A 15412-nucleotide genomic window follows, 5' to 3' on the forward strand; every position below is an offset into this window, starting at 1 on the left:
ATATTGAACTTTTTATTTTATACAAAAAACGGAACAAAGAAAATTAATGTGACTATAGTATCTAGAAATAAGGCTACCGAGAAATCAAGTATCATCATGTTATTCTCTGTGTCCTTGTTAAATCTTACATACCCATAGATACCATATACTATACTTAGCAATACACAGAATGCCATACCTACCGGAAAACTTAAAGCATTAGGCATAAAACTTTTAAATTTCCCATAGGATACATCGCTTATAAAATAACATTTTAGACCTATTGCAATTATATAGCTTAATATAAACCAAATTTTTGATATAATAGGCTTACACTTATATGCAAACAAAAATGAAAAAGCATTAAAAATAACTGCAGGCACAAACCACAAAATACCATAAACAAATATATAGGTAAATCCATAAAGCACTTTTTCCAGTGTTTCAAAGAAAGCCACCTTATACTCATCATTTCTTAAATCATTGTTTGCTTTTATAAATTCAGCATTACTTGAGGTCATATAAAGATTTGTCTTACCCTTTTCTATAGCTTGACAAAATACTACTTTATCATCATGAGCCTCTTCATAAACAACAGATCCTCTTACTCTAGAAACCGGTATAACTTTTCTGTCTCCACTTAAATTTATTGACGCCAGATTTAAATATTCATTCTTTTTTCCTCTGCTTATGTATGTACTTGCCAATATACCTGCATCTTTTCCATTAGAATATGGAATTACATTAGATATAAAAGTTTTTTCACCATTAATCATAAACTCACCGGTTTCATAACTCTTATCTGAAAGAGAGAACTTTATTTCTCTTGCCCCACCAAATTCACCGCTTACTCTGTACTCTGCCAGAATATACCCGGTAGTCTCATCTACAGAAATTGCTGCATTGAAAAAAGTCACCTTACTTGTTTCATCTAATTTTCCGGCGAGTTTTGGCACATCTGCCTTCCCATCTCTTACAAATGAGTATAAATAACTTCCATCCTGCTTCCCATATGCTACTACATATTTGTCATTATATTTAGTTCCCATAAGAAACTTAGTATTTGATTCCTTAATAGTGGCTGTAGAATTATTTCTTATATCTTTAATTTCTATTCTGTCCTCATATGATATTAACATAACCTTTTCATCTATTTGTATTAAATCAGTTACATTCTTAATTTCACTATTTTTTTCTATATTAAACTTATCATCTAATGTCATTGTTTCTATATTTTTTGTATTGTCATATTTTATATAGCTTAAATAAATCTTATTATCGTCTGTAATCAATGTTATATTATATGGTATTTGATTTTTAATCTGAAAGCTTTTCTCGTTTAACTTTTTGCCATAATTATCTGTAGTAATTAGCTTTATAGCTTGTCCGTCATTATATGCAACAACATAATTACTTTTAAATTTTACTATTTTCGGCACATATTGTATATCTGCTGTATCAAGCAGCACTTCTTTACCCCAAGAGTCTGAAGGAGATTTTTTAATTTCATTAAGATTTATAACATAATGCATAGAAATCTCCAAAATTAGAACTATTATTGTAAAAAATATCACTAGTCTTTTTTTCATAATTATATCCCCCAAGAGTTTGTCTTATTTTATTACTATTATACTATATTTTTCTAAAAATAACATAAATTAAAACTAAGAAAAAAAGCCATCGCGATATCTTCTTATCTAGATATCGCGACAACTTTTTAATTATTCTATCTTATAAAACTATCATTGCTAAAAGTCCACTTACTATACCTAAAACAACAACTGAGCAACCTACAAATGCCAAAACCTTCTTTGGGAAAACTCGTTTTACTAAAAGTAATGAAGGCAGGCTTGTTGATGGTAATGTCATAAGCAGTGCCCCTGCAGGCCCAACTCCTAATCCAAAATGCATTAGTGTCTGAATTATCGGAATCTCTGCAGCAGTAGGAATAACAAATAACGTTCCAGTTATAGCAAGCAATACTATAGTTAAAATACTGTTAGACCACGTAGTTCCTATGACTGGGAACAACCAGGCTCTAGCAGCTCCAAGCAGCGTAACAACAATGATATAAGCCGGAATTGTATCTATCACTAACTGAATTAAAGCCTTAATCCATCTTACAAAAATATTTCCTTCTTCGTCAGATTCATCTAGGCTGCTTATAACATCTTCTTTGATTATATCTTCTTTAGCATATTTCGATGCCAATGTAGAAATACCAAATACCAAAATTAGTCCCATTACAATTCTAAATATAGAAAACTTCCATCCAAGTACAAAACCCATAAAAATTATTGTTGCTGGATTTAAAGTTGGATTTCCAAGCAAAAATGCAAGCGCAGCACTAATTGAGGCTGAGCTTTTTCTAAGTCCTACTGCAACTGGTGATGCACAACAAGAACACATCATGCCTGGCAGCGATGCTCCTGCAGCTACTGCAGTACTTCCAAATCCATCTCCTCCAAGTGCCTTTTTTATCCACTTTCTAGGAATAGCAACCTGAATTAAAGAACCTAATAATAATCCAAGTACTACCGCTTTCCATACAGCATTAAAATAAGTAACTGTATATCCCCAAGCTGCTGCCCAGGAAGGTACTGGCGCTGCTTGTTTTTTTCCACTTAAAATAGAGTCTCCAATAGAATGCGCAGAAGCAGCTTTAAAAGCTTTTGAATAATACGGATTCCATTTTACTATATAAAGGCCAATAACTGCTACAAGTAAAAATACTACAGGTAATATTACATACAATGCTTTATTCTTTGATGTTTGTTTTGATGTTGCTAAATTTTGTGACATCTTATTCCCCCTATTAATATACTATTGCACCTTTAATTATATTTACTATGAAACAAATGTCTAATAAAAAATACAAATAGTTGATTGCTCATGTATTTGTATTTTTTATATATAATCCTTATCCTGAATGCTCTGTTTAATTATAGTGCAATCCCTCCATCTTTATAGCATACATTTGTAACTTTTCCTGTGTTTCTAAGATAACACGGTATAAACGCACATACTCTTTGAAGCTTACGAATATATTCACAATTCATTTTGCCTCCTCCTTTGTTATATATATATTTTAATATGAATATATATTTGAGTAAGTGATTTTTTAATTTGCTTTTTCCTTATATTTCGACACTTCAATATTTCAAAAAAATGATTTAATCCACAATAATTATTTCATAAAGAGGATTTACTCACATTATTCTGTAGTTGTCCACAGTTTTTAATAATTTATGCACAGTTTTTGTGGATAACTCCAAATCGTTGATTTTGTTAATTTCTTATGAGAAGACATATTTTTTATTAACATTATCCACATTTTCTTTGTTAATAACTTGTATAACACTCTGTGGAATAATCATATTTTTTTATATCAGGCTCTGTCAATTTTTATATTTTTCATTTTCTTATGTTCCAATTGCTGTAAATTATTTTTTAAAAATTAATACCGTCATTAAAATATATATAGTACAATAAAATCTTCCCATTATTACATAATAAAATCTTAAATCTTTAGATCCATAATTACTATATTAGAGTTTTGAATTATATATAGTTAATATTTTTTCAAAATGAAATAAAAGCTTCATTGAAAGCGGAAAACTTATTCTATAATTTTATATAAATTATTAATATCTAATCTGAAAATTTACTTATTTTTTACATTTTCATTTAATTTTAATCTACAAATAACACTCTTTATATTTTTATAACCATATATTTCATATTATAATAAATTATGTATAGTTATCTATTTCTTAATTTTTTAACTATTATAAATTTTGAAACTTATTTTTATTAAATTAGTAAAACTTATGTATTTGTTCGACATTTTTCTTGACTAAACCAATTATTTACTATTTTATTTAATATAATTAAATATTAAAGCCAGATTAAAATTTATGTATATATATTCAATAAAAATTTTGTCCAAGCTTGAAGGTACAAGCTTTGCAGGTACAGTAAAATTTTGTATTTTCTTATAAAAACATATTGACTTTTGAATAATATGGTAGTATATTAACTTTAGATGGAATTTAGTAAGAAATTTGTAATTTTATTTTAAATTTCAAATAAAATATATTGACTTTTTATGTCATATTTGTTATTATTTAATTGAACAAATGTCGAAAGGTGTAAACATTAGGAGGAGAGATTATGAAATCAACAGGAGTAGTAAGAAGAGTAGACGAATTAGGAAGAATAGTTATTCCAATAGAGCTTAGAAGAACTTTAGATATTGCAGAAAAAGATGCATTAGAAATATATGTTGACGGTGAGCAAATCATCCTTAAGAAATACGAGCCAGCTTGTATTTTCTGCGGAGATGCAAGAGACGTTGTTAACTACAAAGGTAAAAACATTTGTAAGAGCTGCTTAAACGAATTAAAATCAGATAAATAATCATTTTGCAATTTAGTTTTCACATATATTAATACACTCTATCCCCAACCCACAGGCTTTACTGTGGGTTTTAATTTTTTTATAACTTAAAAAGCTTCAAAATAAAATAGCAGAAGTCTGCGCTTTAAAGTCTGCAGGGCTTTGCATAGAAAATAATATATAATCTTAGTGATTCTTTCCACACCTCACTACATACTTTAAAGCAGAGGCCTATAATACTTTTGTTCTTCTCTAGTTAATCAGGTTAAATATTAGGCTTTGTTAAAAAGCCTTTTTATCATTCCTATATTTATATATAAACCTATAAAAATATTTAAATATTTACTGCAGCCATACTGGTTTGCATTAGATTTACTTTCTACAATGTCAAAGAACATGCTTATATCAACACTATTATTAAACAGCGCAAAGTATTAAAAAGTTTTAATTATAAAATCATCGTTGAGTAAATAGATATATAATTATAATTGCGTATAAGATATATAGGTTGGGTGTAAAGACCAAGAGCAGGTGTAGAAAATAATATTTTAATTTCATTGATAACTTTGCTCATGTTCTTGGCGAAGTAATGCTGAAAAGCTTAGAGCCTCTCTTCTGACCAAGCTAAAAGTATTTTAAGTTCACCTAAGATGTTTTAAAGCCTGCGGCAATTTATTTCGCAATCTACTTATAATTTCATGAAAAAAAGTATGCTAAAAATCTTAGCATACTTTTTGTTATTTTAATCTTCTAGCTATATAGTAATCACTTCTGGTAAGTGATGATACTTTAACTACATCACCTGTCTGAGGAGCATGAATATAAGAGTTATTTCCTACATACATACCAACATGGTGAACTTCTTGTCCAGGCCTTTTAAAGAAAACCAAATCACCAGGCTGAAGCTGATCTCTCGATACAAAAGTTCCAACGGTAGATTGATCTGCCGCTACTCTTGGAAGGTCAACTCCAAAATGTCTATATACATATTGAACAAAACCCGAGCAATCAAATCCAGATGGCGTTGTTCCGCCATAAACATAGGTTGTCCCTAAAAAATTAGCCGCATAGGCTACTACGGCATCATTTGAAAATGCGGTTGCACCTCTAGAAGGATCATACTTAGGAACTCTATTTCTAATATCTTGTATCTGCTTTAAAGTGGCATTAACTATATCCTGAGCTTCTGATTTTTGAGAAGCATATTGCTTTTCCTGCACCTGTAAATCTGTAATTATCTTAGCCTGACTGCTTTTATTTTCATTAAGCTTGGCCAACTTTTGTTCATTATCAGTCTTCATTGCCAAAAGCTTTTTGTTTTGATCGTCTAATGATTGTTTTTTCTTATTTACTTCATCTTTTTTAGCAGTTAAATCAGCAATAACTTTTTTATCTGCTTCAGCTATACTTCTTACAGCCTCTATTCTGGAAATGAAATCATTTAATCCTTTTGAATCCAAAAGAATATCCAAATATCCATCAAGACCGCTTACATACATAGCTCTCATTCTCTTATTAAATAATTCTTTTTCATCTTTCATATCATCTTCTGCTTTTTTGATATCATTTTCGGCAGCTTTTATATCTTTTTGTGTTTGATCTATTTTTTTATTAGTATCACTCATCTGTCTCATAAGACCTTCTATTTGAACGTCTAACATTTCTATTTTGCCTTCAAGCTCTTCTCTTTTATCTTGAATGCCTTTAAGTGAGTTTTTACTGTTTTGAAGCTGGCTTTGCTGCTGTTTTAACTTACTATTAAGCTCGCTTTCACTTGGCTCAGCAAAAACTTGTACACTTACTGAAGTAACCATTCCTAGAGCTAGCAAAAGTGCTAATATTTTCTTATTCAAAAGCTACACCCCTTCCCCTTGAATTTGTATGTAAATTTTTCACCACTTCATTATAACACTAAAGTATAAAATTCAACAATGGAAATATGTGTTTTTTACATGTTTTATTATAGGTTTTACTAATATTCCATAATAAAGCAAAGCTCTATATATCAAAAGAACTTTTATATATTTCTGACTTAGATATACCTCTATCCTTTGATACTTTCTTAATGGCATCTTTCTTACTTAACCCATCATCAATATACTTTTTAATATGCTCTTCTACAGTCATATGCTCCCATTTAGCTTTTTCCTCTTTTTCTATCTCCTCTTCTTTTTTTCCTTCAACTACAAGTACATATTCTCCTCTAGGAGCTTTTTCTTCATAATATTTTATTGCCTCTAAGAGAGTTACTCTTATTATCTCTTCATGAAGTTTTGTGAGTTCCCTGCAAATAGATATTTTTCTGTCTCCCAAATTATCCTTCAAAAACTCTAATGTATCTAAAAGTCTATGTGGTGCTTCATAAAATATCAAGGTTTCCCTTCTATCTTTAAGCTCTTCTATAACGGGTTTTCTATCCTTATTTTCTCGAGGCAAAAAACCTCTAAATAAAAACTTTGTAGTATCTAATCCTGAGTAAACTAATGCTGTGGTTATAGCTGTTGCACCAGGAAGTACTTCAAACTCTATTCCTTCTTCTATGCATCTTTGCGCAATTACACTTCCAGGATCCGATATTCCTGGAGTACCTGCATCAGTAACTATAGCTATGCTGATTCCTTCTTTTAACTTATTTATAATATCTTCACTTCTGCCTTGCTCGTTATGCTGATGGTAACTTATAAGAGTTTTCTTAATCTCGAAATGATTTAAAAGTTTTAAGCTTTGCCTCGTATCCTCTGCCGCTATAATATCAACTGTTTTTAAAACCTCCAAAGCCCTCAGAGTTATGTCTTTTAAATTTCCTATTGGTGTAGGAACTAAATATAATTTCCCAGACATTGTTAGCACCTCCATTAGATATATATAATCCAATAAAGTTCTTACATTCATAATGTCACAAAATATCCAATCTTCAAGGATTTTGGGGACATCTTTAATGTATTAGAACTTTTGCATTGTAGATATTAATTTATTCTTCCGTAAATTTTATTTATTTCCTCACTATACCCGCCTTCATCATTGTAAACATAAAGCGGCGGCTGCCATTTTAAGAAAGCTCCTCCATCTCTTTGTCCTTCAATTAACATAATATTAGGTGCTTTATTTGTACTCGGGTGAACCATTCTAATAAGCTTAGGTTCTATTTTATGTTTTCTCATTAGGCATAAGATATCTGCAAGTCTTTCTGGTCTATGAACCATATACATTCTACCGTTATCTTTTAATAAAACTCTGCAGGCAATAATAACATCTTCTAATGTACAGCATATTTCATGTCTTGCTATAGCATTTTTATCATTAGGATTTATAATTCCTGAATTCTGAAGCTTATATGGCGGATTTACTGTTACTATGTCAGCTTTAGGAATAGATTTCAGAAGCTGCAAGTTTTTTAAATCTCCATTTATAAACTCCATCTTTTCTTGAAGCTTGTTAAGTTCCACAGAACGTCTTGCCATTTCTACCATATCTTCTTGAATTTCCACACCAGTAATATATGAGGCTTCAGTCTTTCCCGCTATTAGAAAAGGAATAATTCCTGTGCCGCTGCATAAATCTATTACTCTCGTGCCTCTCTTTACTTTCGCAAAATTTCCAAGCAAAACTGCATCTACACCAAATCTAAAAGCTTCTTTTTTTTGAATAACATAAATTCCTCCAAGCTGAAGATCATCTAAAGTTTCATCCTCTTTTAAAAAATACATATAATCACTCTTTCATCTATAATAAATCAAAATTTCTATTTCCATAATATATTTGTCTAATATATAATGCAGTAAAGTTCTTACATTAGTGATGTCACAAAATAGCCAGTCTTCAAAGATTTTTACGACATCATTATTGTATTAGAACTTTTGCACTGTATATATTATATATTTTACTGTGATCATAAACAAGAGACTACCTGTCCGTTAAAATTCTATAAAAAAAGAAGCATCCTTTGCAAGATGCTTCAAATAGGAGAAAACCTATATTACAAACATTACTATAAATAATGCTGCAATAACATACATTGGTTTAGGAATTTCCTTTGCCTTACCGGTAAATAACTTAATAAGCACATAGGAAAGGAATCCAAAAGCTAATCCATCTGTTATGGAATAAGTCAATAATGTTAATATCAAAGTAAGAAATACTGGTAATCCTTCAGTAAAATCAGAGAAATCGACTTTTGTTATAGGTTCCATCATTAAAAGTCCCAAAACAATAAGTACTGGAGCTGTAGCAAAAGATGGTATTGCTGTAAGCAATGGAGCAAAGAAAAGTGATAGAAGGAATAGTACTCCTATAGTTAATCCAGCAAGTCCAGTTCTACCCCCTTCTGCAATACCGGCTGCTGACTCAATAAATGCAACTGGTGTAGATGTTCCAAGACAAGCTCCTATTGTAGAACCTATAGCATCTGCTGTAAGAACTTTATCAGCATTTTTAACATTTCCTTTTTCGTCAAGGTATCCTGCTTTAGAAGCAAGTCCTATTAGTGTTCCAACGCTATCAAATATATCTATAAAAAGCATGGTTATAATAACAGGTATTATACCTATTACCATTGCACTCTTAAAATCAAATTGCATAAATATAGGGCTTATTGATGGAGGCATAGAAACTATACCTTTAGGGAGGTTAGCAACTCCAAATATCATACCTAATACATACACAGCTAACATTCCTATTATAAAAGAGCCTTTTACATTTCTATAATATAATACAGCAATTAATATAATTCCAACTAAAGCTAACAATACTGTTGGACTGGTTACCTTTCCTAGTCCTACTAATGTTGCTTGATTACCAACTATAATGCCTGCATCTTGAAGTCCAATAAAGGATATAAAGAATCCAATACCAATACTTATAGCATATTTTAAGGTTTGTGGTACACTGTCAATAATCATTTGTCTTACCTTAAATAAATTAAGAAATAAAAATATAAGACCTTCTATTAATGATGCTGCTAAAGCTGTTTTCCATGAAAACTTCATGGTTATACAAATTGTAAAAGTAAAGAAAGCATTTAGTCCCATACCTGGAGCCATTCCAAAAGGATAATTAGCTACAAAGGACATAATAACTGTTCCAATAAATGAAGCTAAGGCCGTAGCAGTAAATAATGCTGCTTCAGGCATTCCTGTCTTACTTAATATACTTGGATTAACAATTAAAATGTATGCCATTGTCATAAAGGTTGTTAATCCTGCAAGAACTTCTGTTTTAATATTTGTGTTGTTTTTCGAGAGATGAAATACTCTCTCAAGTAATCCGTTGTTTGTTGTTTCTTCTGATGAACGTACAGTATTTTCTACCATAGGTATCCCCCTAATATTTTAAATTTTCTTTGGTTTAGATGTTAATAAACCTGAAGAATTAAGTTTATTAGAAAGTTGAGCATAAATAAAACTCCCCGTTTACCAGGGAGTTTATAAATATGCTAAGATACCTATAAACACCCATAGTCAGACAATTTACGGTAGTCTGGTAGAAACGCTTGGACCTTATTACCAAGCATATACGGGTATATTCTTATCGAGAATTATTTATTGTTCGCTTATTTCTTTCTATAGATAAATATTATACTATTTATCTACAAAAATCAATATTTATTTTTTAAAAATCCGAATTTTATTATTAATTTTTATCTTATTTTTCGCAATTTTACTTATGACTATGCTGCTGATCCTTAACTAGTATATGTTCACTTATCCATTCAGATATAAAGTTTAAAAGTTCCATGATATACTCATTTTGACCTTGGTCAATACGATTAAAGTCAATGTCATCAAACTTTTTAATAAAATCATCATGTTCTACCTTATGTGCAAAAAAACCTTTATATCCTGTTTCTAATAAATATTTTTCCTCAGAACTAAAGTGAAACTCTGTATAATCTTTAAGTTCCTGAATAATATCTACTATTTTATCATACTTGTCCACATAAATGTTGTTTTTCAACAGATCAAAAGCTCTATTTCCTATTTCAAATAACTTTTCATGCTGCTCATCGATAAATACAACTCCCGTTTCATAATCTGATTTCCATTTTAACATAAACAAATCCCCCTACTTCTATTAGATTTATACAGTTCCAAACAAATAATATATCATAAATTCAATATTATTTCAGTAACATTTGCAACTAATATTATATAAACTTTCCAAATAGAAAAGACAACAAGCTTTATATGCTAGTTGTCATTTTTACTTGAAAACCCATTCCAGTCACTGCAGGCTGAGCTTTGAGTAGTTTTAATATTGTAAAAGCCATCAGAACATCCACATTTTCCATCACATTCGTCGGTTTCTATATATTGAAACTCCACATTTCTTTTCCCTTTCCAATATATACAGGTTGCACATCTTTTTTCATCTTTTCCGTAAACAGCCATGTCTATCCCCCAAAATTTTAACTTTTATATTTCTGCAATTAATTATATGAAGGGAATAAACAAAAAATTACTGTTCTACTTTGCATTATTTTCAACCTCATTAAACTTTGTATTCATAATAATTATATCTACTCTTCTATTGTTAGCTTTACCTAACTCAGTATTGTATCAGATCTCGGCCTAATTACAGATAAATCCCAATTAGATTTAAATATATAAGTATTGATAGGAACACTTATATATTGCAGTTTATTATATGTATAAATAGGACAAGAGTAAAAAAGGCATACACATTGCGTTATGCAACATATATGCCTTTAATACTTATTTTTTATTGTTCTCTACTTCATTAAACTTTGTGTTCATAATTAGTATATCTACTCTTCTGTTTAAAGCTCTTCCTTCTTCTGTATTATTGTCTGATTTAGGTCTAAATTCTCCATATCCAGCTGCCGATACTCTGTCAGGTCTTATGCCTGATTGATTAATTAATAATTGTGAAACGTTACTTGCCCTGATAACAGATAAATCCCAGTTAGATTTATATAAATAAGTATTAATAGGAATATTATCTGTATGTCCTTCGACTCTTATAAAACTATCATTTATTATAGGCTGATTTAACATTTTGCCTATTTCAACAAGCTTTTTAACCTGCTCAGATTTTATATCTGCTTTGCCGCTATCAAAGAAAAGAGAATCCTTAAAGCTCAAAACCAATCCTCTTGTTTCTATAGTAGTAACTACACTGTCGCTAAGACCACTCTCTTTCAGATACTTGTCTACAGCTTGCTTTACTTGCTCCAGCTTTTGTTCTTCAGGCATATCTACCACATTTGTATTTGTCGGAGAAGTATCTTGATTTATCGGTGTCCCGCTGTCTTTGCCTATAATAGTAGAACCACCGCCACCCATAGCCGAACTAAGTCCTGCAGCAACCTGTTTATATTTTTCTTTATCTATATTACTCATAGAGTACATAACTATAAAGAATATCATAAGAAGCGTTATTAGGTCAGAATATGTAAGAAGCCAGCGCTCATGATTTTCATGGGACTCATCATGCTTCTTTCTTCTCATGCTTCCACCTTCTTGTCTAATTCCTCAAGTTTAAGAAGTTCCTGTTTATTTAAGAAACCTTTAAGTTTTTCTGCTAAAGTATTTGGATTAACTCCTTCTTGTATAAACAAGATGGCCTCAATAATAAGATTTTTTTCTGTTTGTTCTTGTTTATCAATATTTTTTAATCTTCCACCTAAAGGAAGGTACAATAGATTAGCTGTTCCAACACCATACAACGTAGCTATAAAAGCAGTAGCTATACTCTCACCTAATTGATCTGGACTGCTGCTAGCTAGTCCACCCAAAACGTGAACAAGACCCATAACAGTACCTATAATACCCATTGTTGGGGCATAACCTCCTGCAGAATCAAACATAGCGGCCCCAGCCTTATGTCTTTCCGAGGTCATATCCGCTTCTAATTCCAAAATTTCTCTAACTGATTGTGGTTCAACTCCATCCACTATCATCTGAAGACCTTTTTTAATAAACGGGTCTAATTTGTCATCTACAGAAATCTCACCTTCCAGGCTTAGCAATCCATTTTTTCTCGTTTTGAAAGCTAAATCCTTAAAATATAAAATTAATTGAGATAAATCTTTATCTTTGGCTGTAAAAGCAACTTTCATAACTTTTCCAATTCTCTTAACTGTTCCTATCGGAAAAGAAAGCATAACTGCAGCAATAGTTCCACCAAAAACTATTATAGCTGCCGTAGGCTTTAAAAGAGCCATCAAATGGCCACCTTCCATTATAAATGCTAATATTAAACTTGCAAATCCAAGTACAATAGCTATAATTCCTGACATTTTTATATCCTCCTTTGTGCCCCAAGTCCATAACTTTCGTAATTATTATATATTTATAATATTCGTGTTTAAAACAAAACTCTTTAGTACCATAAACATTTTATCAAATAATCAATATTATGTATATAAACACAATATTTCCACAAAAACTTATATTTGAGTTACATTTTAAAGCAGCTTTGTATTTAATGTAACCACTTTTTTAAGACAAGTAAATTTTTACAAATAAGTTGTCACAAAAGTTGAACTATTTTGTATTTTGTGGCATTATATATATAAAGGACTTTATTTAATTTATATATCTTTGTAAACGATAACACTTATATTTATTATTTTATGGGGTGATTTTACTAAATACTTTTACAAGACTAGTAAAAATAGGGGGTATTCATATGATCTATTTATTACATGGTTATATTGATGTTTTTAACCATGAGATACGTAATGATAACTCAAAAAAGCTAAAATTAGTGACTAAAACCAACGATATTGTTTTCGAACAAAATGGAACATACAATTATAACTCAAAAGTTTTTGTAGATAAAATAATTGAAAAAGTTGTGACTGATTACAATAGTCAAAATTCAGGTTATGATAAAATACAGCTTAGAAAAAGCTTTCTGAAATTTTCACCAAAAAATAAACCTCATAATGGAGGATTTTATAATGAGCACTCATTAATATTTAGAGTTCATGCAATGGATGATACAGCTCATATCACCTTCGAAGAATTCAATATTATAGCTGTTTTTAAGAATGAGTTAACCTGTGTTAGAAGAGATTATATACTAAACAAAAAAGCATCCTTTGAAGAAAATCAAGTTAGACTTATAACTCTACCTCAGCACTGTACACAACTTTCCATAAACAAATGTAAAAACTATAGAATTTTTAAAGAAAATATATTATCTGCTATATATAATGATATTTCATGCTTAATGATAGATGAGTTAAAAAAGATAAATCTTTCTAAATGGAATATATCTTTAAAGGAAACAAACTTAGATATAGAAAAAATAATTACTGATAACTTTAAAATATTAATTGCATAGAAATTTCAAGGTGTGCTTATCAGCATACCTTTTTGTATATTGAAAACTTCTGTAAATAAATCATACATTTTTTACAATTTTTATTGTATAATACTAGGTAAGAAAATATAATTTTGAATTTATATCTTTATTTAAAATAAGAATAGAGTGGTGATAACTTGCAGGATAATAGCTATATTGTGCAAAAAATCTTTAACAATAACATTATTTTAGTAATTGACAACAATGTTGAAAAAATATTGTTTGGAAAAGGTATTGGTTTCGGAAAACACGCTGGCGATGAAATAGCTTTGAATAAAAGTATTGAAAAAACATTTATTATTCAAGATCCTCAGAATAAAAATAAATTTAATCAATTAATTAAGACAGTTGATGAAGATATCATAGTTATCTGTGAAGAAATTATTTCTATGATAAGTGAAGAATTTACTGAAGAACTTGATGAAAGTATACATATTTCTTTGACCGACCATATTTTCTTTACATTAAAGAGGTTAAAGGAAAGTAATGAAATTGTTAATCCTTTTTTAGTCGAGACAGAGGTTTTATTTAAGAAAGAGTATGAAATCGCAAAAAAAGCAGTATCTATTTTAGAAAAACGTACTGGTATATCTATTCCTGAGGGTGAAACCGGATTTATAACCTTACATATACATTCCGCCAGAAATAAAGGTACTCTATCAAATACGATAAAGTATGCTTTTCTCGCAAATACTATAACTGAGTTTGTTGAAGATAACTTAAATATTGAGCTTGATAGAGATTCTTTAGATTATGCTAGATTTATTATTCATTTAAGATTTGCAATTGAAAGACTTTTAAAAAGTTCACCAATTAAAAATGAACTTTTAACTGCTATAAAAAGAAAATATAAAGCTTCCTATAAATTAGCAGAACAAATAGGAAAAATAATAGAAGATAGTCTTGAAGTAAAGGTTGTACCTGATGAAATTGGGTACATAGCAATTCATTTGCAAAAACTAACGGAAAGCAAATAAAAAGTATATATGAATTAGTGGTTTGCTAATTTATATATACTTTATTTTTATCTATTTTGCTTTATAAGTTAAAACCTCATCCTGTCCAGCCTTAACTTGTGCTCCAATATTCATTTCTATTTCCTTAAAATTGTCTGGATTAGTTATTAATACTGGAGTTAATAATGAATATCCTTTTGATATTATTTCATCTCTATTTAATTTTATAATTATATCCCCTGCTTTAACATCCTGACCTTCCTGAGCTATTCTTTCAAAACCAGCTCCTTCTAAAGCAACTGTATCCAGCCCTATATGCACTAATATCTCGGCCCCATTACTCAATGTTATTCCAAAGGCATGATTTGTCTTAAATATCATACTTAAATTTCCATCTGCTGGTGCAACTACTACATCTCCTGTAGTATCAATAGCAACTCCATCACCAGCCATCTTCTGCGCAAACACTTGATCTGGAACCTCCGAAATATCAAGTATCTTTCCATCAATCGGTGCAATCAGCTTAAAACTCTTTTTAAAAAAACCAAACATTTTATATCCTCCTTCATAAATCTATATTATGTATAATTAATTTGCAATATACAACAAAAAAAGCATGAGCGATAAAACTCATGCCTGATTTAACAGTAACACGTTACTTAAATATTATAAAACCTTACATACTATATGTCAATGTCAACATGATGGAAAGCATTATACAAATTATACTAAAAATCATGGAATACATA

General features: G+C 30.0%; 14 protein-coding genes and 1 riboswitch. Of the genes, 3 read left to right on the plus strand and 11 right to left on the minus strand.

The genetic code is table 11. The features are described from left to right. Positions 1 to 17: 17 nt before the first annotated feature. Both JK636_RS03030 and JK636_RS03035 read right to left on the minus strand, forming a co-directional pair. Positions 18 to 1568 carry a hypothetical protein gene (locus tag JK636_RS03030; protein ID WP_202747352.1) on the minus strand — a complete coding sequence of 517 codons (1551 nt, stop codon included), beginning with the start codon at positions 1566 to 1568 and terminating at the stop codon, positions 18 to 20. Between the two features lie 142 nt (positions 1569 to 1710). Then, a complete protein-coding gene (locus JK636_RS03035) occupies positions 1711 to 2781 on the minus strand; it encodes a permease (RefSeq protein WP_202747353.1) in 1071 nt (356 codons plus the stop codon). A gap of 1371 nt (positions 2782 to 4152) precedes the next feature. On the opposite strand from JK636_RS03035, the gene JK636_RS03040 reads away from it, so the two are divergent. Further along, on the plus strand, positions 4153 to 4398 hold the full coding sequence (locus tag JK636_RS03040; protein ID WP_021654677.1) for an AbrB/MazE/SpoVT family DNA-binding domain-containing protein: 246 nt from the start codon (positions 4153 to 4155) through the stop codon (positions 4396 to 4398). A gap of 716 nt (positions 4399 to 5114) precedes the next feature. Here the strand turns inward: JK636_RS03040 and JK636_RS03045 are convergent. From JK636_RS03045 to JK636_RS03080, 8 genes are all read right to left on the minus strand, one after another. After that, a complete protein-coding gene (locus JK636_RS03045; protein WP_202747354.1) occupies positions 5115 to 6230 on the minus strand; it encodes a C40 family peptidase in 1116 nt (371 codons plus the stop codon). A gap of 145 nt (positions 6231 to 6375) precedes the next feature. Next, positions 6376 to 7218, minus strand: coding sequence for a 16S rRNA (cytidine(1402)-2'-O)-methyltransferase (gene rsmI, locus JK636_RS03050; protein ID WP_202747355.1), 843 nt, complete (start codon positions 7216 to 7218; stop codon positions 6376 to 6378). Between the two features lie 125 nt (positions 7219 to 7343). Further along, complete coding sequence (locus JK636_RS03055; RefSeq protein WP_202747356.1) at positions 7344 to 8084, minus strand: tRNA1(Val) (adenine(37)-N6)-methyltransferase; 741 nt, start codon at positions 8082 to 8084, stop codon at positions 7344 to 7346. 264 nt (positions 8085 to 8348) lie between these two features. Beyond that, complete coding sequence (locus JK636_RS03060) at positions 8349 to 9686, minus strand: NCS2 family permease (RefSeq protein ID WP_202747357.1); 1338 nt, start codon at positions 9684 to 9686, stop codon at positions 8349 to 8351. Positions 9687 to 9810: 124 nt separating this feature from the next. Further along, positions 9811 to 9912, minus strand: a riboswitch (purine riboswitch). A gap of 120 nt (positions 9913 to 10032) precedes the next feature. Next, positions 10033 to 10425 carry a bacteriohemerythrin gene (locus tag JK636_RS03065; protein ID WP_202747358.1) on the minus strand — a complete coding sequence of 131 codons (393 nt, stop codon included), beginning with the start codon at positions 10423 to 10425 and terminating at the stop codon, positions 10033 to 10035. 137 nt (positions 10426 to 10562) lie between these two features. Beyond that, the gene (locus JK636_RS03070; RefSeq protein WP_202747359.1) at positions 10563 to 10763 is read right to left on the minus strand and encodes a hypothetical protein; all 201 of its coding nucleotides are present in this window, start codon (positions 10761 to 10763) and stop codon (positions 10563 to 10565) included. A gap of 324 nt (positions 10764 to 11087) precedes the next feature. Beyond that, on the minus strand, positions 11088 to 11843 hold the full coding sequence (locus JK636_RS03075; protein ID WP_202747360.1) for a flagellar motor protein MotB: 756 nt from the start codon (positions 11841 to 11843) through the stop codon (positions 11088 to 11090). After that, complete coding sequence (locus JK636_RS03080; protein ID WP_338025723.1) at positions 11840 to 12640, minus strand: flagellar motor protein; 801 nt, start codon at positions 12638 to 12640, stop codon at positions 11840 to 11842. Before JK636_RS03080 ends, JK636_RS03075 begins: the two co-directional genes overlap by 4 nt. Positions 12641 to 13026: 386 nt before the next feature. Here JK636_RS03080 and JK636_RS03085 point away from each other — a divergent pair, with 386 nt between their 5' ends. Next, positions 13027 to 13686, plus strand: a complete 660-nt coding sequence (locus tag JK636_RS03085) for a hypothetical protein (RefSeq protein ID WP_202747362.1) — start codon at positions 13027 to 13029, stop codon at positions 13684 to 13686. A 158-nt stretch (positions 13687 to 13844) separates the two neighbouring features. Next, on the plus strand, positions 13845 to 14684 hold the full coding sequence (gene glcT / locus JK636_RS03090) for a glucose PTS transporter transcription antiterminator GlcT (protein ID WP_202747363.1): 840 nt from the start codon (positions 13845 to 13847) through the stop codon (positions 14682 to 14684). Between the two features lie 51 nt (positions 14685 to 14735). Here the strand turns inward: glcT and JK636_RS03095 are convergent, their stop codons facing one another. Then, positions 14736 to 15215, minus strand: a complete 480-nt coding sequence (locus JK636_RS03095; protein ID WP_202747364.1) for a PTS sugar transporter subunit IIA — start codon at positions 15213 to 15215, stop codon at positions 14736 to 14738. Positions 15216 to 15412: the final 197 nt, after the last annotated feature.

Origin of the sequence: Clostridium rhizosphaerae (genome assembly GCF_016765585.1) — a bacterium.
In the GTDB taxonomy this organism is placed as follows: Bacteria; Bacillota; Clostridia; order Clostridiales; family Clostridiaceae; genus Clostridium_AT; species Clostridium_AT rhizosphaerae.

Excerpts from the sequence above, each read along its gene's own strand:
- JK636_RS03055 (WP_202747356.1), bottom strand. The coding sequence starts at position 8,084 with ATGTATTTTTTAAAAGAGGATGAAACTTTAGATGATCTTCAGCTTGGA.
- JK636_RS03065 (WP_202747358.1), bottom strand. The coding sequence starts at position 10,425 with ATGTTAAAATGGAAATCAGATTATGAAACGGGAGTTGTATTTATCGAT.
- JK636_RS03075 (WP_202747360.1), bottom strand. The coding sequence starts at position 11,843 with ATGAGAAGAAAGAAGCATGATGAGTCCCATGAAAATCATGAGCGCTGG.
- JK636_RS03040 (WP_021654677.1), top strand. The coding sequence starts at position 4,153 with ATGAAATCAACAGGAGTAGTAAGAAGAGTAGACGAATTAGGAAGAATA.
- JK636_RS03095 (WP_202747364.1), bottom strand. The coding sequence starts at position 15,215 with ATGTTTGGTTTTTTTAAAAAGAGTTTTAAGCTGATTGCACCGATTGAT.
- JK636_RS03085 (WP_202747362.1), top strand. The coding sequence starts at position 13,027 with ATGATCTATTTATTACATGGTTATATTGATGTTTTTAACCATGAGATA.
- JK636_RS03035 (WP_202747353.1), bottom strand. The coding sequence starts at position 2,781 with ATGTCACAAAATTTAGCAACATCAAAACAAACATCAAAGAATAAAGCA.
- JK636_RS03060 (WP_202747357.1), bottom strand. The coding sequence starts at position 9,686 with ATGGTAGAAAATACTGTACGTTCATCAGAAGAAACAACAAACAACGGA.
- JK636_RS03070 (WP_202747359.1), bottom strand. The coding sequence starts at position 10,763 with ATGGCTGTTTACGGAAAAGATGAAAAAAGATGTGCAACCTGTATATAT.
- JK636_RS03030 (WP_202747352.1), bottom strand. The coding sequence starts at position 1,568 with ATGAAAAAAAGACTAGTGATATTTTTTACAATAATAGTTCTAATTTTG.
- rsmI (WP_202747355.1), bottom strand. The coding sequence starts at position 7,218 with ATGTCTGGGAAATTATATTTAGTTCCTACACCAATAGGAAATTTAAAA.